This is a genomic window from Bradyrhizobium sp. CCGUVB14, assembly GCF_024199935.1.
GTDB lineage: Bacteria > Pseudomonadota > Alphaproteobacteria > Rhizobiales > Xanthobacteraceae > Bradyrhizobium.
This window is the reverse complement of record NZ_JANADS010000001.1, coordinates 2,021,410-2,046,802: the sequence shown is the minus strand read 5'-3', so window position 1 is coordinate 2,046,802 and position 25,393 is coordinate 2,021,410. Positions and strand designations below refer to the sequence as shown.

The 25,393-nt window shown below is 60.6% G+C and carries 21 protein-coding genes and 3 pseudogenes; 9 read left to right on the top strand and 15 right to left on the bottom strand.

The window, feature by feature from the left end; translation table 11 throughout:
* Positions 1 to 796 precede the first annotated feature (796 nt).
* The 7 genes from NLM32_RS09540 to NLM32_RS09510 form a co-directional block, all read right to left on the bottom strand.
* Positions 797 to 1,942, bottom strand: a complete 1,146-nt coding sequence (locus NLM32_RS09540; protein ID WP_254128790.1) for a hypothetical protein — start codon at positions 1,940 to 1,942, stop codon at positions 797 to 799.
* A 9-nt stretch (positions 1,943 to 1,951) separates the two neighbouring features.
* Complete coding sequence (locus NLM32_RS09535) at positions 1,952 to 4,255, bottom strand: DEAD/DEAH box helicase (protein WP_254128789.1); 2,304 nt, start codon at positions 4,253 to 4,255, stop codon at positions 1,952 to 1,954.
* A gap of 869 nt (positions 4,256 to 5,124) precedes the next feature.
* Positions 5,125 to 5,430, bottom strand: a complete 306-nt coding sequence (locus tag NLM32_RS09530; RefSeq protein ID WP_254128788.1) for a hypothetical protein — start codon at positions 5,428 to 5,430, stop codon at positions 5,125 to 5,127.
* A gap of 65 nt (positions 5,431 to 5,495) precedes the next feature.
* A complete protein-coding gene (locus NLM32_RS09525) occupies positions 5,496 to 7,502 on the bottom strand; it encodes a methyl-accepting chemotaxis protein (RefSeq protein WP_254128787.1) in 2,007 nt (668 codons plus the stop codon).
* A gap of 1,197 nt (positions 7,503 to 8,699) precedes the next feature.
* The gene (locus NLM32_RS09520; protein ID WP_254128786.1) at positions 8,700 to 9,356 is read right to left on the bottom strand and encodes a hypothetical protein; all 657 of its coding nucleotides are present in this window, start codon (positions 9,354 to 9,356) and stop codon (positions 8,700 to 8,702) included.
* On the bottom strand, positions 9,328 to 10,248 hold the full coding sequence (locus NLM32_RS09515) for a DNA-processing protein DprA (RefSeq protein WP_254128785.1): 921 nt from the start codon (positions 10,246 to 10,248) through the stop codon (positions 9,328 to 9,330). Before NLM32_RS09515 ends, NLM32_RS09520 begins: the two co-directional genes overlap by 29 nt.
* A 217-nt stretch (positions 10,249 to 10,465) precedes the next feature.
* On the bottom strand, positions 10,466 to 10,654 hold the full coding sequence (locus NLM32_RS09510) for a hypothetical protein (protein WP_254128784.1): 189 nt from the start codon (positions 10,652 to 10,654) through the stop codon (positions 10,466 to 10,468).
* Positions 10,655 to 10,750: 96 nt separating this feature from the next.
* On the opposite strand from NLM32_RS09510, the pseudogene NLM32_RS09505 reads away from it, so the two are divergent.
* Positions 10,751 to 11,168: pseudogene (locus NLM32_RS09505) on the top strand (DUF1810 domain-containing protein).
* A gap of 388 nt (positions 11,169 to 11,556) precedes the next feature.
* Here the strand turns inward: NLM32_RS09505 and NLM32_RS09500 are convergent.
* Positions 11,557 to 11,850 carry a LexA family transcriptional regulator gene (locus NLM32_RS09500; RefSeq protein WP_254128687.1) on the bottom strand — a complete coding sequence of 98 codons (294 nt, stop codon included), beginning with the start codon at positions 11,848 to 11,850 and terminating at the stop codon, positions 11,557 to 11,559.
* 37 nt (positions 11,851 to 11,887) lie between these two features.
* Between NLM32_RS09500 and NLM32_RS09495 the strand changes: the two are divergent.
* Positions 11,888 to 12,436 (top strand): annotated as a pseudogene (locus NLM32_RS09495) (IS630 family transposase); the annotation flags it as partial.
* Between the two features lie 464 nt (positions 12,437 to 12,900).
* Here the strand turns inward: NLM32_RS09495 and NLM32_RS09490 are convergent.
* Positions 12,901 to 14,073, bottom strand: a complete 1,173-nt coding sequence (locus tag NLM32_RS09490; protein WP_254128738.1) for an IS110 family transposase — start codon at positions 14,071 to 14,073, stop codon at positions 12,901 to 12,903.
* A gap of 78 nt (positions 14,074 to 14,151) precedes the next feature.
* Between NLM32_RS09490 and NLM32_RS09485 the strand changes: the two are divergent.
* The 5 genes and pseudogenes from NLM32_RS09485 to NLM32_RS09465 all read left to right on the top strand — a co-directional run.
* A pseudogene (locus tag NLM32_RS09485) lies at positions 14,152 to 14,733 on the top strand (IS630 family transposase); the annotation flags it as partial.
* Between the two features lie 110 nt (positions 14,734 to 14,843).
* Positions 14,844 to 16,037: an SAVED domain-containing protein gene (locus NLM32_RS09480; protein ID WP_254128783.1), complete on the top strand. Its 1,194-nt coding sequence runs from the start codon at positions 14,844 to 14,846 to the stop codon at positions 16,035 to 16,037.
* Positions 16,038 to 16,051: 14 nt separating this feature from the next.
* On the top strand, positions 16,052 to 17,269 hold the full coding sequence (locus NLM32_RS09475; protein WP_254103352.1) for a nucleotidyltransferase: 1,218 nt from the start codon (positions 16,052 to 16,054) through the stop codon (positions 17,267 to 17,269).
* An 88-nt stretch (positions 17,270 to 17,357) separates the two neighbouring features.
* Entirely contained in the window at positions 17,358 to 19,052 is a 1,695-nt protein-coding gene (locus NLM32_RS09470; RefSeq protein ID WP_254128782.1) for a ThiF family adenylyltransferase, read from the top strand.
* Positions 19,013 to 19,516, top strand: coding sequence for a Mov34/MPN/PAD-1 family protein (locus NLM32_RS09465; RefSeq protein WP_254128781.1), 504 nt, complete (start codon positions 19,013 to 19,015; stop codon positions 19,514 to 19,516). The genes NLM32_RS09470 and NLM32_RS09465 overlap by 40 nt, the downstream gene beginning before the upstream one ends.
* Positions 19,517 to 19,812: 296 nt before the next feature.
* On the opposite strand, the gene NLM32_RS09460 is transcribed toward NLM32_RS09465, so the two are convergent.
* From NLM32_RS09460 to NLM32_RS09435, 6 genes are all read right to left on the bottom strand, one after another.
* The gene (locus NLM32_RS09460) at positions 19,813 to 19,992 is read right to left on the bottom strand and encodes a hypothetical protein (RefSeq protein ID WP_254128780.1); all 180 of its coding nucleotides are present in this window, start codon (positions 19,990 to 19,992) and stop codon (positions 19,813 to 19,815) included.
* Positions 19,993 to 20,062: 70 nt separating this feature from the next.
* Positions 20,063 to 21,079: an IS1595 family transposase gene (locus NLM32_RS09455; protein WP_254128779.1), complete on the bottom strand. Its 1,017-nt coding sequence runs from the start codon at positions 21,077 to 21,079 to the stop codon at positions 20,063 to 20,065.
* A 10-nt stretch (positions 21,080 to 21,089) separates the two neighbouring features.
* Positions 21,090 to 21,539: a nucleotidyl transferase AbiEii/AbiGii toxin family protein gene (locus NLM32_RS09450; RefSeq protein WP_254128778.1), complete on the bottom strand. Its 450-nt coding sequence runs from the start codon at positions 21,537 to 21,539 to the stop codon at positions 21,090 to 21,092.
* Positions 21,540 to 21,546: 7 nt separating this feature from the next.
* Positions 21,547 to 21,777, bottom strand: coding sequence for a nucleotidyl transferase AbiEii/AbiGii toxin family protein (locus NLM32_RS09445; protein ID WP_254128777.1), 231 nt, complete (start codon positions 21,775 to 21,777; stop codon positions 21,547 to 21,549).
* A gap of 15 nt (positions 21,778 to 21,792) precedes the next feature.
* On the bottom strand, positions 21,793 to 22,086 hold the full coding sequence (locus NLM32_RS09440; RefSeq protein ID WP_254128776.1) for a hypothetical protein: 294 nt from the start codon (positions 22,084 to 22,086) through the stop codon (positions 21,793 to 21,795).
* A 30-nt stretch (positions 22,087 to 22,116) separates the two neighbouring features.
* Positions 22,117 to 22,365 carry a hypothetical protein gene (locus tag NLM32_RS09435; RefSeq protein WP_254128775.1) on the bottom strand — a complete coding sequence of 83 codons (249 nt, stop codon included), beginning with the start codon at positions 22,363 to 22,365 and terminating at the stop codon, positions 22,117 to 22,119.
* A gap of 454 nt (positions 22,366 to 22,819) precedes the next feature.
* On the opposite strand from NLM32_RS09435, the gene NLM32_RS09430 reads away from it, so the two are divergent.
* Together NLM32_RS09430 and NLM32_RS09425 are read left to right on the top strand one after the other, a co-directional pair.
* Positions 22,820 to 24,400, top strand: coding sequence for a Fic family protein (locus tag NLM32_RS09430; protein WP_254128774.1), 1,581 nt, complete (start codon positions 22,820 to 22,822; stop codon positions 24,398 to 24,400).
* Between the two features lie 38 nt (positions 24,401 to 24,438).
* Positions 24,439 to 24,807, top strand: a complete 369-nt coding sequence (locus NLM32_RS09425) for a hypothetical protein (protein WP_254128773.1) — start codon at positions 24,439 to 24,441, stop codon at positions 24,805 to 24,807.
* Positions 24,808 to 25,393 lie beyond the last annotated feature (586 nt).

Below are 25,393 nucleotides of genomic sequence, written 5' to 3'. Positions count from 1 at the left end.
ATAGCAAGACAAAGTATGGGAAAGAGTAGCTGATGGCGTAAGCCTTCGGCTTACGCGGCACTGCTACGATCCATCGCACGCATACCGTGGGATGCGAGATATGAACGTATTGTCACCGGAACTGCGGCCCGGCGACAAGATCCACCGACAAGCTGAACACCGCTTCGAAGATTGAGCCCGGCCCATAAGAATGCCTCTGCAAAGATGAAAGCCACGCGAAGGGGCAAGGGGGCCGGCATTCTTCCCAAGGCGAGAGGCTTGGAACGGCCAATGGGAAAATTCGCACGCGGGCTGACCGCGATTCTAAGAACATACATTTTATAGGAGAAATATTCTTAGCTAGAAAGTATCGAGCAGCACGGTTTGACCTTCGTCGACCGCCACGGCTCAAGCTGCCACCCCATCGAGCTAATGGGACGCAACGTCTCAGCGTTCCGAATGACATGGAACGCAACATGTTGCCAGCGACGGCATTGTGGCGCTACGACAAAAGAATAGTGTCGTCAGCCGTGGCGCGTCGTTTTACGATTTTGCACGATTTGGCTCATCGGACTTTTAGAGCTACTGAATGTCGCATCCTGCCACGCTTGGCCATGACAGGAGCTTGTCGCAGTGCGCAATCGCGGATCTTCGGTTGCGGCGTTTCTGCTCTGGCATCTTGCCGAGCGTTCCGTGGCAAATCGCATGTGCTCTCATAGAGCCACAGCGAACGAATATGATCCGCCCTCCTCGACTGTCGCGGGTCAACCCAAGCAGGAGTGCGCGATAGCGGCCCGCAGCGCACCGCCGTTTTCATTTACGTGTGACAGCAACGCGGGCAGCCCTGCGGGAAGCAGGCGCGGCAGAAAGGCTTGCCGCATGAATTGCAGGGCGCATGGCCCGCGGTATCGGTCAGGTGCAGATTGTCGTCGCACACGAGGCGCACGCGATCGAGGCCCGGCCCCGCCTCGCAGAGCGGCCGCTCAAGCGTCCTGACCAGCGGGTGCCAGTCAAGCCGGATCATGCGCTGCCCTTTGCGGCGGCGAATCAGCACCTCGAAGCGTTGCACCGGTACATAGATCTCAAGCGCTTGGACCCATTCGACCGTGACGCGCAGCGCGTAGTTGCGGCGCAGGTCGTCGAGCTTGGCGCGATATTCGCGCTCGATCGCCTCCACCCGCAGCGTCTCGCGCCGCCGGTCGGCCTCCGCGCGGTCTCCGTCCGTGCGGTTGAGCGCCGCTAGGCGCTTCAATGACCCCTCGCGCAGGTCATTGTGATAGGCATGGACACGGTCGCGGTCTCGCTCCAGTCGGCGGCGCATCGTCCGCAGGAACGGCTCCATGCTGTCGTGTGCCTCGCACTCGAGTAGCGGACGCAGCCGCGCCGCGAGCGTCCCTGAGCTCCATCCCGGTCCGGCCACGCGCTTGGTCACCGCGTCGGGCATGTGCCAATCGGCAGTTTGCGCCAGCGCCGGTCGCAGCTGTGCCAGGACGTCGCTAATCGCCGCGCCAGTCGCGAGGTTGAAACCGAGCCAAATCAGTTTCTCGCGCTTCTCGTCCGACAGCGCGGTGACGCGGAACGCCAGCATCAGGCAGCGTGTCCAGGTTGCAGACAGGCCCTGGAGCCGCCAGATCGCGTTCGGCAGGTCGAGGACGCGATCGAGCAACTTTTCGGGGGCACTAGGGGGTGGAACCGGAGCGGGGAGCCGAACCTCCCGCTCACTCCATCGCCCCTCGTCGGCGAGGATCGCGCCGAAGCGGTCGAGCCAGTCCCCCTCGAGCGCTATCGCAACCGCGCCCGGAGCTTGTTGCGTCCCGAAGCCGAGATGCGTGAGTTCGGGCCAGCCCAGCTGTCGTTGCAGGGGAGTAGGCGCGAGCACTTCAAGCCGGTCCGAAGCGAGAGCCTCGACGGCGGCGCCCCGGCGTTCCAGGAGATCAGCGACAAAGTCGCGCAGTTCACTCATCGGCTCGGCTCACACGGTCTCGAATTCATCACCGAACAGGGCGGTGTCGAGGGCCTTGGCACTTTCGTGGTGCTCGCGCGCTCCCTTCAGACGGCGGCCGAGCGCGTCCAACGCCTCCGCGCGGCCTGTTTCGGTTGAGCGCAGCCAAGCATCGAGCATGAGGTCGGCGAAATCGCGGTCCTCGTCGAGGCCGCCCAGGATCGCCCCGACCTCACCTACGACAAGCTCGAACATCGAGATCTTTTCGTCGAGCAGCGACAAAATCTGCTGCTCCAGAGTGCTGCGAGTCACAAGGTTGAACACGAACACCTCGCGTTGCTGGCCAATGCGATCGATGCGTCCGATGCGCTGCTCGATCGCCATCGGGTTCCACGGCACGTCGAAATTGATCAGCGTATTGCAAAACTGGAGATTGCGGCCTTCGCCACCCGACTCCGTGCACAGCAGCACCGGCACCCGCTCGCGGAATTCTGCGATGGCGGCGTCCTTGGCGGGGCCGCTGAGCGCGCCCTCGAAGCGCGCGAAGGCAAAACCTTCGCGTGCCAGCAGCGTGGCCAGATGCTCAAGCGTCTCGCGGTAATGAACGAAGACCAACTTCTTCTCGTCCGGGTTCCGACGCAAGAGGTCGAGGAGCGCCGCCTCTTTGCCACCGACGCCAATGCAGGCCCATTTCTGCGCCAGCGCGTGCCAGCTTGCATCGACGTGGCGGCCGGACAAGCGCCGCACCGCGGCGGCGGCCGCTGCCGGAGATGATCCGGCAGCGCCGAGCAGATGCCGAAGGGCCAGCCGATTTGTCCCCTGGGCCGCCAGTCGCCGCACCGCGGCCTCGAGCTCGCGGTAGGCTGTCAGCTCGCCCTCGGTGCCATCCGCGCAGATCGTCACGGCGTGACGGCGCGGCAATTTTAGCGCGACGACCGCGCGGGTGTTGCGCACCATGGCGCCGCGCATCAACTCGTGCAGGCGCTCGGGATTGGCCGGTTGGCGCGGCTTGCCCGCCCTCACGTGAGCCGCGCGAAACTCCTTCATGGTCTTGAAGATACCGGGTTTGAGCAGCGTCAGCAGGTTGTAGAGCTCCGTGAGATCGTTCTGCACCGGCGTCGCCGACAGCAGCAGGACGAAGCGTTTGTTGAGCGCATCCACCAGCTTATAGCTTTGGCTCGTGCGGTCACGCAGATGGTGGGCTTCGTCCACGATGACGAGATCGAAGCTACGGTCGAGAATGTGCGCCGCATGCTCGCTGCGACGCGCCAGGGCGAGCGAAGCGATCAGGCGATTCTGCCGCCAGAACCCTTCCGGGTCGCTGCGCAGCAGCGCATCATGAGTGGTCGCGCAGGCAATGTCGAACTTCGATTCGAGCTCCTCCTGCCACTGCCCGACGAGCGAGGCCGGGGTCAGAACCAGAACGCTGTCGACGATGCCGCGCAAAAGATACTCCTTGAGGATCATGCCGGCCTCGACGGTCTTGCCGAGCCCGACCTCGTCGGCAAGCAGAACGCGACCACGATGCTGCTTGAGTACCTTGCGCACGGTCTCGACCTGGTACCAGAAGGTTTCGATGCCGCGCAGATGCGGCAGGCAGAGCAGCTCGTCGAATCCTTGCGCGAGGCCGAGATGGGCAAAGCGCTCGCGCAAGCCATACAAGGCGCCGTCGCTGTTCGGCGGCTTGTGCAAGGCGTCCAACAACGGCGCGAGATTGAGCTCGGTGGTGAAGGGAATATCGATGTCGATCAGCGGCAACGAAGCCGGTATGGTCGGCGTAACGGCCCCCTCCGTGGGCGGCCTTGGCTTGACGCGGGTCTTGGCTTTTGGCACCGGACCGGCGGCCGAGCGCCTGCTCCGGACGGTCTTGCTGGGCTCGAAGATCCGAGCGTAGTGACGGTAGAGCCATCCCCGACGCTCAAGGCCTCCGGGAAAAACGTTCGCAACGTTGAGCCAATCCGTGAGCCCGTGAGCGTCAAGCAGCGAACGCGCCGGCAGGAGCCTATTCTGCTGCGCGAGTGCCAGGGCGTCCAACAGGTAGCAAGCATCGATCGCAACGTAGCGCTTGCGGAAGCGTTTCAGAAAGACCTGTGCGCGGGCCGCATCCTCATCCAGCAGCGCCGCCGTAGCGGCGAGCAGCAGGATATGCCCATCGCCAGGCTGTGCGCGCACGGCCTCCTCAGCCAGCGGCAAAAAACCTGACTGGAAGCCGCGATCAGCGAAGGCACCCAACAGAACTTGGTCCCACGCCACCTCCTTCCGATCTCCGCGCGACAGCTCGTCCGGCTGATCGCCAAATGGAAAAACCGTCTGCGCCGGGGATGCATGCGACATAAAACAATCCCACTACCACTCCGCCTGGAGGCGAAACCAATGACTCGGACACAGCGACGCTACGCTGAAACGAGAGGCATGCAAGTACGCGATAGCTGTGTGGTAGCATCTGGTTGTGGAAAGATGCCTTGGGGCTTGGAGAACTCCGAGCACCCGCACTCGCCATGGCCGCCGTGTATCCGAAGCCCCGCGAAGCGGAGCACAAAATCGCAGGCCATCGCGCCTTGGCAAACGGAGATTGTGGCCGACTGCTACATCGTCGTCCACGACGAAGCAGCTCCCATCAAAGTGATGGTCATCGACGTGCCTGAAATGGGCCCATATCAAGGCCAGATTAAGCCGTTCCAGCACGTTGACACGGGGCGCACCCAGCAGCGCCCCAGTGCGCTCTTGTATTTTGGGTGACCAGGTCGCGAACCGCCGTATCACTCACGCAGATGTTTGTCTCGTAGAAGTGCAATGGTGGCCGGTTCGTCGGTGTTCACAAACCACCTTGGCAAGGGATTCTGTCTGGTGGGGCAAGCCGAGCAGATGCGGCTCATGACATCGCCCTCCGGCCGTGTCGACGGCGCCAATCAGGGCCTCTGCCTCGGCGATCGCCATAGCGGCCTTCCGCGAGACCAGGTTCTCGGGAATCGGAGCGGTCTCCGTGCCGAGCCCATTGCATGTACGGCGCGGTTAAACACCTCGACTTCCGCGCATCGCCGCAGACGGTGGCGGTGGCGAACTCGCTTGATCCCCGCGTACCACCGCCTTACATGCCGGACCTGGCGCAACCACGGGGCCGACAAAGCACAACGCTGTTTAAACACAACGCTGCGAGCGAGGATTGTGACGAACCTGGGGCCGCCAACATAACTCCGGCGGCCTTACGCGCTCTGCCGTTCGTCGGAATTGAAGCGAGTGGGCCCGTATTCCGCAACAATCCACTTGCTCGTCGTGACGGTGCCGCCAATTTCGTTCTCCGTTGCCAACCGGGCTGCTTCGAGCCTGGCCTCGGCAACGGCCAAAGCATCAAATGTGCCCACCAACGTTGTGTTCGGCAGTCGATACCGCACGTTGTTCGAGCCAAGTATCCACAGTTTCCAGCCCTGCGCCGCAGCCTGCTTCAAAAAAGTGGGGTGCGGATCAGGATTGGTCTCCTTCAAATCATACGATGCAAGGTAGACAGGCATTCTGAGATCCCCAATGCGAGCAAATAATCACGCTGTCAAATAGTTCTGCTGGAGTTTTCAGATCATCACGACCTGACCCCGGCCAGAAAACCATCGACTTCCAATCTGAGACGATGGCTATTTTGAGCGAGTGCATTCGCAGACGTCAGTACCTGCGAGGATGACGCGCCTGTGCTTGAGGCGCTCAATGCAACCTGCCGGATGTTGCTGGCGACCTGCGTCGACATTTCTGCCGCATGTTGGATATTCTGCGCTATATCGTTGGTTGCCGTACCCTGCGCTTCGATCGCTGCAGCAATCCTTGAGCCGATTTGCGAGATCCTGCCGATACTGCTGCTGATCTGCGTGATGGCACTGACCGACTCCTCCGTGGCGGTTTGGATATCTGCGATTTGCTCTGCAATTTCCGAGGTCGCCTTGGCTGTTTGTGTTGCCAGCGACTTTACCTCGTGCGCAACAACGGCAAAGCCGCGGCCGGCTGTGCCCGCTCGTGCAGCCTCGATCGTTGCATTAAGAGCCAAAAGGTTTGTTTGCCTGGCAATTGCGGTGATCAGCTCAACCACGCCGCCAACCTTCAGCGCAGCTGTCGATAGGTGCTTTATTTTTCGGTCGGTTTCTTCCGCCTGACGCACGGCGCTTCTTGCGATTTCTGCAGATTGCTCGACCTGACGTCTAACCTCCGTAGCAGACGCGATCATCTCAACGGTACGCGCAGAGACAATCTGAACGTTGCCTGAAGCTTCCTCCGAGGCGGAGGCGACCTTGCGCGAGACTTCCTGCGTGTTGTGCGCCGTGTCCGTCAGACTACGAGCGGACGCCTCCAGCTCGGTCGAAGCGGATGACAGTGTATCGATGACGCCGCTTACTGCATTTTCAAAAGTCATGGCAAGCTTCTCAAGCTCCGCCTTCCGCCGCATTCCTGCCAAGCGATCCTGTTCCAGATTCGCTACAAGCTCGGCCTGCGCCTTCTCTTTTGATTTAAGTTTGAAGGCTTCCATGGCCTGCGCCATCTCACCGATTTCGTCCGAACGGCCAAGTCCAGGCAGGGTCACCTCGAATTGCCCAGCCGCCAGCTGGCGCATCGCTTGTGTCATGCGAGTGATCAGCCGAGCTATGCCCTGCCCGACAAAAATCGCAACGAAGCCGATTGCGAGTGTGGCAAGCCCAATGCCCCAGCCCAGCATCTGGCGGATTCGCGAGGCACGCTCTTCGGCTGCGGCAGAACTGGCATCAGCTGTAGCGATCGCTTTCAACAGGAGAGGATGATTGCGACCATAGATCTGCCCGAGATCATCAATCTGATCATCCAATGCCTGTTGGGCAACCATGAAGGCTACGAAACTGGCTCGGTACGAATCAATGAGCGTTTTCAGTTCCACTTTGGTGGCTGACGCCAACTCGGAAGACTCCAGCGCGGCTCCAAACTCGGCGACCCGCTTGTCCAGTTCATCACCGTACTTCTCCTCACGCCGCAGCAAGAAGTCTTTTTCGTGCCGCCGCATCATCAGCATCAACACGGTTAGCTGCGGTTGATTGAACTGCGCCATCCGGGATTCGGCCTGATGTACGGCGTCGCGCAGCTTGCCCTGCAGGCCATCGTTCTCGGCGAACCCGAGCACGCGCTGCGCTGAAACGATGTTGTTGAAACGCGTTGCGTAAAGGCCAATGCCGGCCCGGAGGAATGACACGTCCTTCAGAGGATCGCCCTCTGGCAAGGAAGCAACATACTCCTCGATCTGGTCGAGGTCACCCAGGGCCTTCTTAATGCCTTGCGCGTGCCGCGCGATCAATGCTTCATCGTGCTTGCGCAGGAACTCCAGCGCCAGCTGTTGCGATTCAAGGAACGCTTCGGAAAGCGCCGCCAGGTGAGCGCGAAGATGGGTGCTTTGGTCTGCCTCGCGCTGCGCCTGCGCAACATAATTCAGCCCCACGATGCAAGTCGCTCCTGTGACGAGCACGCCCACTATTCCAAGCAGGGCGATCTTGGTTCGCAGGCTTGGCCGAAGTCGACGAAGAATTGGCAAGACCAACCGTTTCGTAGCCGTTGAGACGGACATCAAATAGCCAATCAATCCGTGAACATTTCCGGTGCGATTCTGATCAGCACGCTCGAAGCGTGAGCTCGGGGAGAGATGCTGACCATTCGCAACCTCTAGGTTGGGTTTGTTACACAAGGTTGACGAAGAGACCGGGATCGACAGCGTCCCGTGAGGAGAGTGGAGGGGCAGTTTGCTTTTGCGTTCTTCTTTCGCGTGCGCAGGCTCAACGTGTTCGCTTCGCCGATTCACCGATCGTCGACAATGCAAAGAACGATTGCGAGATCGGCATATCACGTCATCTAGCTGCAGACTCGCACCGCAGGTGGCAGCTCGCGCATAAATTGAGCGATTTTTGGCATAGTTGCGCAGGATTCACTCCCTCCGCTAGGGCACGCCAGCGGCGCTAGAAGCGCTGATAGATCAAAAACCTCCCGCAAATCATGACTTGGACTGCACGTAGCTTTGATGCGCGCGCTAATGGGACTGATCAAGGACAGACATGGTACCTTCTACGCCAAGCGGAAGGTGCCCGAGCGCCTACAAGAGGCCGTTGCCCGTGTGCTCAACTCAGACTGCGAGAGGCAGGTTTTCTCAAGAAATCGCTCGGAACGAATGACCTCAAAGCGGCCAACGTAGCAGCAATGGGTGTACTGGCAGTCTTTGATAGGGCCCATCGAGGCAGCCGAGGCCCCGCTTGCAGCGCATCCTGTCGCGCCCTCGCTGACTGACGCTCAGATGCAGCGCATGGCTGCGGCGGCCGGCGGCACGTGAGAGTGTGGTCCGACGACGGCACGCGGGCCCAGCGAGCGTTGGAGCACGGCAGCCAAGGAGGAGTACGGGCTGCCGGCACCATCTCCCTCAGAGAGATTGCCAAACCTGAGCGCGTGAGTGTGCTGGTGTCCAAGTTTTTTCGTCACCTCTAGCTGTACGCTAGGCACACTATAGGGGCAGCCAGAGGAGGTAAGGAGACATCTGCGGACTTCAGCGCCACGGTGAGAGCCGAAAGCGACCTGTTGGGCTTAGGCACCGCACCCTGCAAAGCGTTCCATGACGCGCGTGACACGGTGGGCGAAGTGGCAACGATGGGATGGGTGACCGGGTGGTTAGTCAATACAGCCTTTCGTCGGCGGTGCTCTTGCTCAGCCTTCGGCCAAACCCCAGGGTACGATTAGGTAGTAGATCGCCGCGCAACGACTACGTTGTCAGGGCGCTACAACCAAACCACGGACTTTACTTACCGAAGATAGAGAAGTCGTCGGCCTCAAATGGGTTCGCAAAGCCCCTTCGAGCGATAAAGAAACCGACGATATGTGCGGCGGGGAAACGGTTGCTCAACACCTCTTTGGCAGCACGAAAGTGAGTGCCAGCAGTCAACACATCGTCTACGATCCCAATTCGGGTCGGTTCTGGGTTGCAGACCGACTCGTCTATTGCGAGGACATCCTTGATCTCCTGAACGGAAGGACGTTGATCGCTTTCATGCGCTGCACGCAAGTTTGCCGTCTGCAATAGCAGCTCTCGCACGTCGATAGCTACTGCGGATCGCAGTGCCCGGCAGATTTGCGCCACTCGGTCGTCGTACTCGGCGTCAGTTCTGATCTTCGACGGCGGCATCGGAACCAGCACTCCGCCAGTAAGCCATCTCGGGTTGATAGCTGGCCCCAGCACCGCTGCGCACTCGTTGATTGCTCGCCCTTTGTAAACGTAGTGGAGCTGGTTCCGCTGAGAAGGCTTCTTTTTCAAATTAGAAATAAGAGAATTCGTCGCGCTGAAACCGTAGCCCTGCCGAGCCGTGTACTCGAACAGGTAATAGCACTCATCATTTGGCTGTATGAAATCATGGTCGATACGGTTCTGATCATCGATTTGTCGAAGCTGGATGGTCACCCAAAGCGTCCCAAATATCTTCCGACTTCTTCACACGGATCGCCCCCCGCGCCTCGTAAGTGGCTGGCCAGGTGATGTCCGATCTTGCGAAGCAAGAGTCCAAAATGAAGAGCTTCCGCCGTTGATGAAGCGCGGCGCGCGCTTGGGTTAGCGTCCCGCTAGTCTCACCCGCTTCGACGATAATGGTTGCTTCGGTGAGCGCACTCATCGTGATGTTTCGCTCAGGGAAGAACAGTCTGTTTTGTGGCACGGCCTGCTTTGAGTAACGTAGAACCGGCACCTGAGAGATTAAAAGGTAATCGCTCGCGATCTGAGCCTGTAGCTCAGCATTTTCTTTGGGATACGTCACTCCGAGAGGAGTGCCGATCACCGCAATTGTACGCCCCTTAGCTTCGAGCGTGGCCCTGTGCGCAGCGGTGTCAATACCGGCAGCGAGACCCGAGACCACCGTGAACCCGGCGCCGACCAGCTCACGCGCAATCCGGGCAGCGCGCTTTAGACCTTCCGCAGATGCTCTACGGCTACCGACAACTGCCACGCCGCGGGTCTCGGACAATTCCCACGTGCCCCGATAGTAGAGCAACTCAACCGGATGCTGAGCATCTCGCAACCGCTCGGGATAGTCACCAGCGTGGTTGATCCGAATGCCGAAGCCATGGACGCCCGCAGTCTTCAAGGCTTGAAAGACTTCCCGTGCTCTTGCGTCCGCAATCGAGTGAGCAACAAAGTCGGAGGGTAGCGCTGTCGGGTCCTTCGCAAACCGCTCTGCAATGTTTTTGAAGGTAGCTCCAGGTTGGAGCCACATTTCCTCGTAGGCTCCAAGCTCGCGAGCAGGCGAGATGGGGTTTATTGCGGGCGAACCATCCCGCGAAGCAAAGAGAGCATTCTTCATTCTGACCCACCATCCGGCTTCATTATCTTACGGCGATTCCCTATTAACAAATTGGACTGTTGATGAAGCTGAACGGCTTCGGTGAGCTACGTACCATGGCTGAACCAGAGATCGTTCTCAATTTGTTCTCATTGGGGTGACAAAGTCAAGGCCGGGATCGACCTGCCTATAGCCTTCCTATTTTGCCTCGGCGGCGCAGCTATAGGCTCCGCCTGAACTAAACGGGCGGATCGAATTTCGTTTGCTGGATGGCGCCGTAGATGCGAACGCGAACCTTCGGAAAGCGGCGCTTCAGTTCGACGGCGCCATCTTCAGCGCCCTCCCTGGTGGTGAACTTGGACTTGAGAATTCCGTCGATCTCGATGGCGTAACCCGTCTTCGGCAGTTCGATATTTCGCCCAGGCATTATTTGTCGTCGTCCTTGGTGGATCTCCGATCGCAGGGTTACGTTGTGTCCGTCGGGTCGGACAAGCCGGCCACGTCCGAAAGGAAGGGATAACGCGTGAGTGATCCGTACGACCTGCAGCGTTTCGTGGACGCGCAAAACCCGGTTTACCGGCGGGTCGTCGAAGAACTGGGCCGCGGCCGTAAGGCGACGCATTGGATGTGGTTTGTTTTCCCGCAAATCGCTGGTCTAAGCTTCAGCGCGATGGTGCAGCGGTTTGCGATTAGCTCTCGCGCGGAAGCCGCCGCTTATCTGCAACATGATGTGCTGGGACCGCGCCTCGTCGAATGCACCCGGCTTATCGTGGCGGCCAGCGACAAATCGATTGCCGATATTCTCGGGTCGCCCGACGACATGAAGTTTCGATCGAGTATGACGGCTGTTCGACGCCGTCTCGAAGCAGCCGATCTTCAACGACGCTATCGTGGCCTTCTATCCGGAAGGCAAAGATCCGGCGACCGTGTCGATAGTTTAGCGAAGCGAAGCTCGTTGACCGTGGTCCTGTGGGAACTGAGGACGGCACGGCATGTCTTGCGACGGGCTGCGGAATGTGGCCCTCCACCGGAGTTAGCCAGTTTCCCACAGTCGGGTCGATTCGTCCATTGTCAATAGGTGGGGTCGAGCTGAGTTTCCACTATCAACATCTTGAAGTTTGAGCACGGAAATACCATCTCAGGGAATACCCACGCGCTATTGGGGAAACGGTAGCGCGCACCGGGGGGCAAATGCAGGTCTTGAGACGGCATCCGCGCGTTCGCGCGCAACTCGGCGGCAAGAAATTCGCTCGCGTGACCACCACGCGAGTGGCGGACGCCAGCTATTCGGCAGGCTCCTCGCCTGCTTCGAGTACCTCGTCACACTGATTATGACTGGTTGATTCCGAGCCAGTTCAGGATGGGCAGGTCTTTCGGAGCCACGAGGATTTGGATGCTTCGAGCGACGCCGGGTTGGCGCCGAATGAGACCATTTCGTTCGAGGGTCACGATCATCTGGTGGACCGAAGGCGGGCTGACTTGAAAGTGGCGCTGCATGTCGGTCTCGGCGGGCGGGCGTCGGAACATGTGCGCGTAGGTGTAGATGAAGGCCAGGTACTGGCCCTGCTTTTCGGTGAAGCCTTGAGGGCTGAGGCTGCGAGCGGCGCCTGATTTTCGATTCATTTGTCGATTCGTCCGGTCCTCCGACAAGGAGGTCGCGATGAATGTACGTTATCGGGTCGAATTGAGCCAAGCCGAACGCTGTGAACTCACCGCGATGTTGAGCAAGGGCAAGCGGGCTGCCCGCAAGCTCAAGCGCGCCCAGATATTGCTGGCGGCCGATGCCGGCCGCAGCGATGAAGAGATTGCCCGCACCGTAGCGGTGGGTGGTTCCACCGTGTACCGGACCAAGCGGCGCTTCGTGGAAGGCAATCTGGAGCAGGCGTTGAGCGAGGAGCCGCGGCCTGGCGCAGAGCGCAAGCTCACCGGCAAGGAGGAAGCCCTGCTGGTGGCAACGGCTTGCGCAACCCCTCCCGAGGGTCGCGCCCGCTGGACGCTGGAGCTTTTGGCCGACGCCATGGTCAGGCTCACCGACCACGAGAGCCTGTCGGGCGAGACGGTGCGCCGGCGGCTGGCCGAAAACGGCCTCAAGCCGTGGCGCAAGGATATGTGGTGCATTCCAAAGGTCGATGGCGAATACGTCGCCCGCATGGAGGACGTGCTCGATCTCTACGCCGAGGCGCCGGATCCCGAGCGGCCGCTGGTCTGCTCACATGGGGATTGAGTGTGTCAAGGTGGTTGGTCAGCTCTTTGTTCGATGGCAGGCCAGCTCTTCGTCCCGACCTTGGAGCTTTGGAGATGGGGCGCGCAGATCAAGTCAAGGCCGGCCCGTAGGGCCGCCGCGCAGCGGCTTGGCCTTGACTTGATCGAGCACGCCATCAGGCTGATGTGGTCGGGCGTAGGCAGGCCAGATAGCTCCTTTTTTCGATGGCGATCCAAGTCGAGCCCGGTTTTGGCAATCTGGTTTACTTGCCAGATCAAACTCACATTCGGTCGTCGCGCGAGGCAACTGCACCAACATTCCGCTTGCGGCGGGCAGGCTCGAGAGGACGAGACCATTCTTCGACGCGGCTTTTTGAAGCCATGCAGACCATCGGTTCGTCCACCCGGATCGGCCGAGGCTGATCGAACCTCGGCAGATTGGTTTTGAGTTTGCGGGGGAAAGCGCTTGTGTTAGGCGACGGACTTCATCACGGCTCCCTCAATCACGACGCCTGCGGTCACGTACTTCCACAGAGCCACGAGCAGCTTGCGCGCCAGCGCCACGATCGCACGCTTGCGGCCGCGCTGGCTGTGCGCCTTGAACCACTGCGCCAGAGCCGATTGTCCCTGGTGGCGCACCCAGAGCCAGGCGAGCTGGACCATGGTTGTGCGCAGCCGCGGATTGCCGGCCTTCGACACGCCCTGCTCGCGTTCGATACCGCCACTCCGCCATGGCGTGGCCGCAAGACCGGCATAGGCAGCAACCTGACGACGGTTGGCGAAGTGGCGGTAGAAGGCCTCCGACCAGAGAACCCCGGCGAAGTTGGCGCCCATTCCCTTCAAGGCGAGCAGCATTGTGACCGGGTCCGCTGCGCCCTTCTTCTCGCCGGCTGGCTTTCCCGCCTCGACCAGGAGAGCATCCTGCGCGGCCTCCACTGCCTTGATCTGGTCGAGCAGCAGTTCGAGCCGATCGAGTTCGCGACTGACCTGCTCTTTGAGATGCGGCAGCAGTGCGCGACCGTCCCCCGTACGCAGGGCCTCAAGGCGCGCCCGCCGGTCGCGCCGCAACGGCGCGTAATCAGATATCCCTTGCGCGAACAGAAGGCCTTTGATCCGGTTCACATGCTCGATCCGCTCAGCGATCAATGTCCGCCGCTCACGGCAAATCCGGCGGCGGTCCTCTTCTTCCGGAGAGGGAGCAACGACCATCGCGCAGACCCGCGGCTCGCCGCGCTTGTAGGCCAAAAGCGCCCGCAGCAGCGTCTCGCCATCCAGCCTGTCCGTCTTGGCCCGCCTGCGCCGGCGCGAAGTCGCGATCGAGGCCGGATCCACCACGTGGCTCTCGATGCCCTCCTGCTGCAGACTGCGGTGAAGCCAGAACCCATCCAGCCCCGCCTCCTGGATTGTAATGATCGGATAGCTCTCACCCGTTCGCGCCTGCGCCTTGCGCTTTAGCTCTGCGAACAGCTTCAAGAGTTCCGCAATATCGCCGGCCTTCACGCTGCGTTTGGACATTTTCTCGCTCTTGCCGGGCGATAGCGAGGTAACCAGCCAAGTCGAACGGCTCAGTTCCAACGACACAAAAATTGCGCCAAACTGCGTGCGGATAGCGGCCGGTCCGTCGGAATGATGATCGAGCAACATCGTCGTTCTCCAGGTTGAAGGGATTCAGCAACCTCAGTCTGGCCTCAGACCTAGTCGCTATCCACTCCCCATGGAATCTTCGACGAGAGCCCGGTCCAGCTCATCGGCGAGGTTCGCGAGCCGATCCCCGCCGAGCCGGGCCAACTCGAACGTTACGATTGCGAGTATCGCCGCAACGGCACCGTCAATCTCTTCGTCTGCATCGACGTGCATCGGCCATGGCGCAAAGTCAAAGTCACAGAGCGACGGGCGGCAGAAGATTACGCCCAGTGCATGCGCGAACTCGTCGATGTTCATTATCCCGACGCCGGGTGCATCCGCGTCGTGCAGGACAATCTGTCGACCCACTCCGTAGGCTCCCTCTATGAGGCATTCGCGCCTGACGAAGCCCGGCGAATTCTGCGCCGCCTGGAGTTCCACTACACCCCAAAGCACGCCAGTTGGCTCAACATGGTCGAGATCGAGATCGGCGTGCTCCGCGGTCAGTGCCTCGGCCGCAGGATCGACGACCCAAACTGGCTCCGCCGCGAAATCGCCGCATGGGAGAAACAACGAAATGCCGCTGGCGCCCGCATCAAATGGATGTTCACGACCGAAAAAGCCCGCGCCAAAATGGGCCGCGCCTATCCCGCAACGTCCAAAGAGTCACAATCACTGTGACGAGCTACGAGTTCGGTTCCTGCATGGCTCGATTGTGCAGGAGCAAGCAAGTGGTTTCATCCGCCATCGAGCGATGACGCCCCCGCCCGCATCACTTCGCGGAGCCCGCCATGAAGACCGCAGCCGCGGAGAACCGCGAGCGCCGACCCGCGCGAGCACCACGCCCGACGAAGCGAAAGGCGCAGCCTAAGAGGATCGAGAACGTCGTCTGGGCCCGGGCGGCGGGCCGCTGCCAATATGCGGGGTGCAACAAGCTTCTCATTGGCGATCAGATCTCGGGCGCAGCGAACGCGAACACGGCCTACATCGGGCATATCGTCGCCGACTCTCCCGACGGCCCTCGCGGGGATTCGATCCGCTCCCCACTTCTCGCCCACGATCCCGACAACCTGATGCTCGTCTGTGACGTGCACCACCGCGTATTCGACCGCGAGATGGTCGCCGAGCATCCGGAACAAGTTCTGACGGCGATGAAGCGCCGCCACGAAGCACGCATCCGGACCGTCACCGCCATCGACGAGGATTTCGGCAGCCACGTCATTCGGTACGCGGCTCGGATCGGGACAAACGAGTCTCCGGTCGCCAAAGGCGACCTGAAGTGGGCGATGATCCCAGACCGCTATCCATTCGACGACGGTTGGATCGACCTCGACCTTGCGACCCTCGATCTGCCCGACCACGATCCCGACTTCTGGCGCACTCATGTACGCAATCTCCGGTCCGGCTTCGCCGAGAAGGTGCGCGGCCGCATGGAGCGTCAGGAAATTCGGCGCCTTGCCGTTTTCGGTTTGGCGCCGATCCCATTGCTGTTCGAACTCGGTCGCCTGATCTCCGACATCGCGACAGCCGAAGTTCGACAACTCCTGCGCAGCCCCAAGGGATGGAAGTGGGACCCGGATGGACGGCCCATCGAGTTCGACGTGAAGCGCCCGTCGCGTACCGACGGTCCCGTGGCGCTGAAACTCGAGGTGAGCGCTCCCGTTGCCGACGACCGCATCGTCTCGGCCCTTGGCACCGGCGCAGCCATCTGGTCCATCGCCGCCAGCGGGGCCCACAACGACATCATGCGCCGCCCGACCGATCTGGCGGAATTCGCGCGGCTGTTCCGATCCACGCTGGACGCGATCAAGTTTGCGCACGGCGAGAACTGCGTGGTGCGCATCTTTCCCGCAGTACCCCTATCCGTCGCCATCGAGGCGGGCCGTTCCTGGCAGCCGAAGGCGCACCCTACCCTCGAAGTCTACGACCAGAACAGGAAGCTGGGCGGCTTCATCCTCGCCCATACGCTCGAACACACCGGCTGACAAAGGAGAGGCCTATGAACGTGCACCTGCGTCCCACGATCACCAGAGATGCCGAAGAATTTCTCGAAGCGCTCGCCGAGGAGCTCGAGATCCCGCCGTATCGCTACGAGCAGGCGGAGACCAGCTACAAGTCGCTGGGCGAATGGCTCAATCGCGAAGACTCGAGCATCCGGCAATTCGACCCTCAGGTTCACATCCAGGGATCGTTCGGGCTCGGCACCGTGGTCGTACCGATCAGCGATGACGAGCACTACGATATCGATGCCGTCGTTGAATTCCGCAAGCTCACGAAGGGCGAGATCACCCAGAAGGAACTCAAGCGTCGTCTCGGCGTCGAGATGCGGCTGTACGCGATCTATCGGCGCATGAACAAGCCGGTCGTCGAGCATCGCCGATGCTGGCGACTCGAATACGCCGATGGCGCACAGTTTCACATGGACGTGACGCCCGGGCTTCTCAACGGGCTGGAGCAGGTAGTGCTGCTCAAGGCGCGTGGCCTCGACCTGTCGCTCGCCGACACTGCGATCGCGATCACGGACATCGATCACCCCTTCTACGAGATTCTATCCCCGACATGGCCGCGATCGAATCCGCGGGGATATCTGAAGTGGTTCCACAGCCGCATGGCTGTCATCTTCGAATTGCGTAAGCGGGAGCTGATGCGCAAGAGCTTGCGCGCGGGCACGGAGCCGATTCCGGACTATGAAGTCAGGACGCCGCTGCAGTCTGCCATCATGATCCTGAAGCGACACCGCGACATCATGTTCATCACCCGCTCGGACGAGCGCCCGATCTCGATCATCCTGACCACGCTCGCGGCGCACGCCTACAACGGCGAAGACAAGATATCCGATGCGTTGTTCACGATCCTCACCAACATGGACCGGTTCATCGAGCGGTCGCAGGATGGCAGTCTGGTCATCGCCAATCCGAGCGATCCGTCCGAGAACTTCGCCGACAAGTGGAAGAAGCATCCCGAGCGCGCGGCCGCATTCTTCGAGTGGCTCGGTCGGGCCCGCGAGGATTTTTCGCGCGCGGCGGTCCTATCGAACAAGCAGCTGATCGCGGAGCACCTGGCGAAGGGCGTGGGCGTTGGAACGGCGGAACGCGTGAAGAAGCGTTCCGTCGCCGGTCTGGCCGCTCCTGCCGTTCTGTCCAAAGGCCTCGTCAGCAACGAGGCGCAAGCCAGGAGTTCGGCGGTGCAGCTCAAAGGAGATCGTCGGAGTGCCTAGGGGCGACCACGCGCTCGCAAAGCGGTTCAGATCGGCCATCGGTGCGGTGCAGGGCGGCTGGTGGCACGCCGGGCTGCGGCCACCGAGGTTGAGCGCGGAGGATCTGGCGAGATACCGGAAGCATGATCCCGCGGCAGGGTGGCGGTTCGAATACCCTTTCTCCGATCGCATCCGGCGCATCGACATCATCGTATCCGCCGGCTTTCCTTCCGTCCCGGCGCGGATCGCGGTGGTGGATCGCCCACGCTTTCTGACGTGGCCGCACGTGGAAAAGGACGGCGTTCTCTGCCTGGTGCCTGATCACGCTACGTTTTCCGTCGACGATCCCTACGCGGGCGTCTCGGTGTTGCTCGATAAGGCTATCAAGCTGATCGAAGGTTTCGTCCGCGGCGAGCACGAAGACGACTTCAAATCCGAGTTTCTCACCTACTGGGACCATGCCAAGAAGGGGACGGAGCGGACCATCCTTTCATTGGTCGAGCCGGCTCCACCTTCCCGGACAATCAGAGTATGGGAGGGCCGCAGTCACATCGTCCTGGCTGACGATGACGGCCAGCTGCAGCGGTGGCTGAAGAATTTCAACTCCGCCCTCTACTCGGCCGACATGGTCTCGCGAGGAGGCGTGCTGGTTTGGCTGGAAACCCCGCTCCTCCCCTCCCAGTATCCCAAAGCAGCAAAGGACGTTTACGCGCTCGCCGCCGATGCCGGCGTCGCCGATCTGCTCGAAGGACTTTCGCGCGAGGTCGCTCCTCGCCTGTTCGTCGCGCTTGGCGCCTCGACCGAACACGGTCCGGCAATCGCCACGACGGTCGTCAGCCGACCCGCAATCGTTCGCGGCAGGGATCCGCTCGCCAAAGGATTTCGTCCTTCTCGGGTGCCTGAGCAGGTCTTCCTCTGGCGTCTGTTCGGCGGCGAGCCGGCAGGCCGTCTTCCGGTGGACAGGGTCGATCCCACCTGGGTACACGGGCGGGCGCAGGATCCGCGCATCGCGACCTTACGCGGGGCCACCGTCGCGCTGCTCGGCTGCGGCTCCGTGGGCGCGCCGGTCGCCCTCAGTCTCGCGCGAGCGGGCGTGGCGAAGCTTATTCTTGTCGACCAGCAGAGCTTGACAGGAGCGAACGTCGGCCGCCATACGCTCGGCGTCAGATCGATCTCCTATCCCAAGGCGTCCGAACTCGCGAAGCGGATACGCGCCGACCTTCCCCATGTGGAGGTCGAGCACTACATCGCCAAGGTTCAGGATCTGCTGCTGCGGTCCGACGGGCCTTTGGAGCACGTCGACCTTATTGTTTCGGCTCTCGGCGACTGGCCGGCGGAGTCCTTGCTCGACGAGTGGCATCTGGCAAATGGCAGGCAGTTTCCGATCGTCTACGGCTGGACGGAACCACACGCGATCGCGGGCCACGCCGTCATCGTTTCCTCGTCCGGAGGGAGCCTTCGTGACGGATTGAACGAGACCGGCGAGCCCGACGTGGTCGCCACGCACTGGCCGGAAGAAACGCGCCGTTACGAACCAGCCTGCGGCGCGGCGTTCGAGCCGTACGGCCCCGTCGAGCTCGGCTTCATTACGTCGCTCATCGCCCAAGCTGCGCTCGACGGTCTTCTCGGCATCATCGGACCGAGCACGCATCGCATGTGGCTTGCGCGCCGTGCGTTCGTCGAATCCGCGGGCGGCAGCTGGAGCGAGATGCTCCGCGAGATCGCTCCTCATGCGCTGGAAGGCGGCATGATGGTCGAGCGACCATGGGGCCGGCCACCGGCCGGGAAAGTCTTGGCGGCGTGATCTCCTTCGATATCGGACACTCCGGGCAATCGCTCCGCTTCGTCGCCGAGGTTCTCCAGCGTTTCGACAGTAACCGTCAAACCCGATTCTGGCACCGCGAGGCCGGCGGGCTGCTGTTCGCTCGCTTCGACCTGCCTAGCATCGATGTCTGCGAAGCGACGGGTCCGAGACCGACCGACCGCAGATCGCGCTATTCGTACCGGCCCGACGAAAAAGCGGAAAAGGCGGAAATCGATGCCAGCTTTTCGCGAGGACTGCATTTCGTCGGTTGCTGGCACACCCATCCCGAGGACATCGCGTCACCGTCGACCATCGATACGCGCAACATTTCGGACTGCGTGCGTCGCTCGCAGCATGCGCTCAACGGTTTCGTCATGGTGATCGTGGGAAGGGCCGCGCTCCCGGACAGTATGTTCGTTTCGATCTGTGATCGGTCGTTGGTCCATCAGCTGGCGCGATCGTGAGGCGGACAGGTCGCAAAAAGAACCGTCCGCGCTTGTTGCCACCATTGGCGGTTGCGGACTCTACTGCCCGTCAGCCCACCCGATGTCACGCAGCGTGAAACCCAACGCATGAAGCGCCAATTCCGCGTCTTCATCGACCGGGTCGCGAAGCCCCTTCGTATGTGCCTCGTTGGTCTTGCCGCGGGCATGCAGTCTCGCGACGACTTGGGCGAGATTGCTCCTGCACATTCTCCGATGTCGTGGATCTTCCGGGAAGACGCGTTCGATCCCGTCACGCGAACGCGACGCGGGCGACTTTACCAGCCCGAGGGCGCGCAGCCGGCGCAGTATAAGGTCCTGCCAGATCCGTCGTTCCAATCCTCCTCGCGCTTGATCAGCTTGGCTTGCGTGACGGTCGGTCTGGGCACGACCGGAAGCACGGGGCCATCGAGGCCTTCATAGACAAGGCCGGACTGCTGATCGATTCCTAGGTACATTGCTGTCCCCTCGTCACGATGAGCCTGAGTTTCGAGCTAGTCGGTCGTTCATCCTATGCCTATTCGGTTTTCACCCATCGTTGCGACATGTAGGGTGACGCCATTCGCCGGAATAAAGCGCTTCGTAAGTCGGCGCGGTCACTTCGCCGGCGATGCCGAGTAGAGAGCGGAAGGCGTTGAATGGATAGAATCGCCGATTGAACCGGAAGGTAAACTCGTTGAGGTAGGCTTGCAGGTGCTGCGGGCTGACGCCGTGGTGGGTGCCGATCAGCCAAGTCTTCAAGTTGGCGAACACCAGATGAACTGTCGGCAGGTGCTCCTCGGCGGCTCGCGGATCACTCCGTTCCGCGACCGCATGATGGTCATACCCAAGCTTGGTGAGATCTGCGTACCCGGACCAATTGTCGGTGACGACCTTGGCCCCAGGCGCGACGGCTTGTTCAACAAAGCCGCACAGTGATCCGGCGCTACGGTCCGGAATGACCGCGAGCCGGATCCGCCCGGCGTAGCGTCCGTTCCTGCGCGCGTCGCGTTTGGTCCCCGGTACACGTTGACGGACTTCGGTAGCGGCCGCAACTAGCGTCTTGTGGTGGACGCCGCGGCCTTCGCCGCGCGTGCGTCCGCCAACCCAAGTTTCGTCGACTTCGACATGCTCGTTGGCGCGCCCACCGATGCGGTCATGGGCCGGCCGCACCATACCGGCGCGCAACTTGTGCAGGATCTGGAATGCCGTCTCATAGCGCTTTAATCCAATCTGGCGCTGGAACTGCGCGGCGGACATGCCGGGCGTTTGACTAGAGACAAGATACGCTGCCCAGAACCAAACACTGAGCGGCGTATGCGAGCGCTCCATCACCGTGCCCACAGTTAGCCCTGTATTCTTCCGGCAGTTGCGGCAGCGTAAGACCCCGGGGCGGCTGGTGAAACGGAATGGTGAGCCGGAAACTCCGCAATGAGGGCAAACGAACTCATCCTTCCAACGGATCTTTTCGAGGTAGCCAGCGCAAGCCGCGTCGTCGGGGAACAATCGCCGGAACTCCGGCAGAGACTGCGGGAACGGCAGGTCGTCGCGCTGAAAAATATCCATCAAGCTGCGACTATGGCTTCGGATTTTTGGACTCCTGGCAACAAAGCGTCTGCGAGAAAACGGAAATCCTTCCCCAGGATTTCGGGAGACCGCTTATGGCCGTCGTTATCGTGGACTTCATATCGTCGGTAAGGCGCCACGGCTCGTTCAAGTCGTTGAAGTAGGTCAGCGACTTCAACGTGATCATCGGAGGCACACTCGACCCGAAAAGGGCCTCCAACGCGGCTAGTCCGCGCGGCAGGCTCTGCCCGTTCGCAAGCATGACAGCGATATCCTGGTAATCCTTGGCTTCGGCCCGATCATGAATCACTTTGAGCTTATGTGCGAACAAGTCGTACATCGACGCGACGCACAGGACATCGTCGTCGGTCTTGTCCGGTTCACATACGCAACCGCTCTTCACGCCCCCGAAGAATGACACCTTGATCGGCGCGGCCATATGATCGACGCTGACTGTCAACGTATCCTTATACGGAGGCGCCTTTGAGCCATGCGATTTCGTTCAGCAGGTTGTACTTTTGTCCGTCGTCCAGATCAGCGTCCGAAAAAAAGTCGAAATCGACGGATTGACGATGTCCGAGGTGAAGCGCAATCGCCGTACCGCCATATAGAACAAAGTGTCCAGGCACTTGGGCGAGATGAGGCCATAGGCTGCGTTGAGCAGGGGGTAGAATGTCGAGGCGCGGCGTAAACACCATAAGCAAATTCCAGCGTCAGGAAAACCGGCGACGCGACTTCGGTGGTGTTCCATGCCCGCCCAATCGATAATGCCAAAAAGCGAGCGATCGGTTGGAGACTACGCCAACTGGGGGAGATTTTAGAACTTCCCTAAACATATCAATTCCGACGCATTCGATCAGCGCGGAGGCGTCTTCCCAGGTACCCATCTCCATCACATTAGCAACGAGTCTAGACATTCCGTCGGACGCAACAATATCGGGCGGCGTCCACCACACGTACTTGGCCGCAAGCCGCAGTATTTCCGAACTTCGAACGGTCTCGTTCATTGCGGCATCTCCAGTGGCGTGAAACTAGCACTAGCCGGTATGGGCGTCAACCGGATAGGCTTGCATCGAACCGTCGATCGTCTCGCCGATGCGCGACGTCGTCGCCGACGTTCCCTTCTCGGGCGCGATGCCGACAGAGCGGAAAAACCGCTTCGAGAAGTAGTGATAGAACCCCTTTCCGAACTCGCTGTAGGAATCGTTGATCGCCAGGACCGTTTCGGTCACGTCGATCTCGACCTTGTCCCGATAGGCCAGGCCCAGAGCGCGGGCCTTGTCCATGAGCCAGACGAGTGGCGCTGGGACAGCGGATCGCTCGCGTACTCAGCAGGATCTGGAAATTCGCCGGTTTTGATCCGTTTTCATGCCATTTTGAGCCCGTTTGACCCGCCCTGCCGTCTGGGACCCCTTTTTCCGGCCGGTGTTGGCGCCAACTGCGGACCAAATTCTATTACTTTTAGGTATTTAAGTAGTGATATTGGCGGGCGACGCGGCTGGATGTTGGCCCCGTTTTGGCGCCCAGATGCTTTGGATAGGTTGGAACTGAGAGTCGGTTTTGAGTCTCACCGTCCTGGAATCCCACCTCGGGTGAGGCTATTGACCACTACTCCAGAGCGCTATTGCAATTGCACAACATATATTTATTGAGATCGTACGACATATTATTATTGTAATTACAAAGCATAATACTATTGTAATAATCCAACACCAAACTATCGAACCCCGGGAGTTCAAAATGCCCTCCCTCCACGAAAAACTCGCTCAGTCCCTCACCGAACTGAAGAACCTCAGCAATGGCGGCAAGCGACGAATTTTCCAAAGTGAGGAACTTTCGCGCACTCACCGCGAGCGGCTGCTGGGGACCGGGTTCCTGAGGGAGATCATCAAGGGATGGGTCCTGATGACGCGCCCGGAGGAAGGGTCGGGCGACAGCACCTCCTGGTATTCGTCCTTCTGGGAGTTCTGCCGGACCTATTGCGACGAGCGCTTCAAGAGCGATTGGGTCCTCTCGGCGGAAAGCTCAATTCCCCTGCTGGCCGCAAATCTTAACATTCCCAAACAGGTGGTCATTGCGGCGCCGTCCGCCAATAACCAGACACAGGCCCTCCTCCACGGCACTTCTCTTTATCTTTACAAAGTGCGCCAACTTCCGGTGGCGCCGATCGAGACCGCCGGCGTGCGGACCTTCCCGGCGCCAGAGGCTATCTGCGCTGCTGCGCCCATCTTCTGGCAGACCCAGAAGAACGACCTCATCGCCGTGCTCGGATCACTGAGGAATGTGAGCCCGATCTCGAAGGTTCTCCTTGAGGGCGGACGTGCGGCCGTGGCGGGGCGGATTGCCGGGGCGTACCGACTGCTGGGCAATGCTCGAGCCGCCGACGTGATCATCACCACAATGACATCGGCCGGCCACGACGTCAGGGAAGACACCGATCCGTTCAAGGCATCGGTCCCGATGCAACTCCCCATCCGGGCCGCGCCGCCGATTATGACGCGGGTCCGCCTCATGTGGGCGGAAATGCGTGAGAAGGTGCTTGAGAATTTCAAGATCGAGCCGCGCCGCATCAACGATCACGACGGATATCTGACGGCAATCGATGAGCTATACACCTCGGATGCATATCACTCGCTTTCCATCGAAGGCTATTCGGTCACCGAGGACTTGATCGAGAAGGTCAGGACCGGGAATTGGGATCCTGACGGCAGCGATGGAGACCGTAAGCAAAAGGATGCGATGGCCGCGAAGGGGTACTGGAATGCGTTCCAACTGGTCCGCGCCTCGGTGGTGCGCGTGCTCAACGGCGAGGATGCGGCCGAGATCACCGATCGGGAGCACCTCAACTGGTACCGGGCTCTCTTTCAGCCTTCAGTCCAGGCAGGCATCATCGAGCCCGAAAATCTTGCGGGCTACCGCACTCACTTCGTCTTCATCAGGAACTCCGGACATACGCCGGTCGCATGGGAATCGGTGCCCGACGCCATGGAGGCCTTTCTGGACTGCCTGAAGGAAGAGAAGGATCCGCGCGTGAGAGCCGTCCTCGGACACTTCATCTTCAGCTTCATACATCCCCTTCCCGACGGTAACGGTCGAACAGGACGCTTTCTCATGAATGTCATGATGGCATCGGGAGGACTGCCTTGGACCATCATCCCCGTCGACAGACGCGACGAGTACATGAAGGCATTGGAGAGCGCGAGCGTACAAGGCAACATCGCTTCGTTCGCGGCCTTCCTGGCAGATTGCTGCCGGCTTGAACCACCTCCTCCGCGGCGGAGCCGTCCGGGAGAAGTCCAGGCACCGGCTAAACTCAACTAAGCAAGCGCGCGGGGATGCGCTGGTCTGTGGTTACCGCGATGATCGCCGCGATCATCGCCCTGACCAGCGTCATCGGGATCAGGGAGCGCATCGCGATCATCATCAGGGGCATCGGCATGCTGATCATCGCCACCAGCAGCGGGACGCTCGTCGACTACCGGAAGAAACCGCAACCCCGCGAGCTTTGTCGCTTCGACGATCACATGGTCAATACGATCACGCGGAACGAGATGGCAGAGGCCATTGCGGCGGTCCATCAGCGCGGCGCGGAAGCCATGGCCGAAGGCATGGTTCGCACGATCAGACGGTTTTGGAACTGGCTCGCTGAAGCTGTCCGTCAAGATCAGACGAACGGTGGCAGATGGCGTGATGCTAAAACTGCAAGCTCCTCCCCGAACGCGAGTTGAGATTGGCGAGGATGAATTCTATCCAGAAGACGAGAAAGGTGATGCGCCCCCCGAGATTGAGGTGGGGGCGTGCGCTCGTAATTGCACGTGAAGGATACTTCTCCGAGCGCATCTCCCTGGGAATTCAGCTACTGATTGGTACGTGCCAGCGTCGCCGAGCGGTCACGGGTGCACATCGCGGCAGCGATGATTGCCCGGCGCCAATTTCTCACCCCATAAAGTTCGTCACGCCTTTGCGACTTATGGAGAACGCGATCTCGGTTTCGGCGAAGAAGAAGCAGACCTCATTTTGGACCATCTTGAAGGGGTCTCTTCGAAAGACGTTACGAGACAATTCTACTCTTCGGACCCACGGGCTCGCCGAAAGTGGGCGGCGGCGATCAGGCGTTCTCATCCTGATTGTCGCGCCATACGAAAGCGGGAAATGATGCATGCTTGGGTCGCTTGGTGCGAACACTGGGCGACCCGTGCCATCGCCGAAGACCCTTTGCTCCTGGATCGCGAATATATGGCGGAGGCAGCCGAGTAGTCTTAGAGACCTGAGCTGGGCGCAGCTCATGCCGAACCAAAATCTTGGGACGACGCT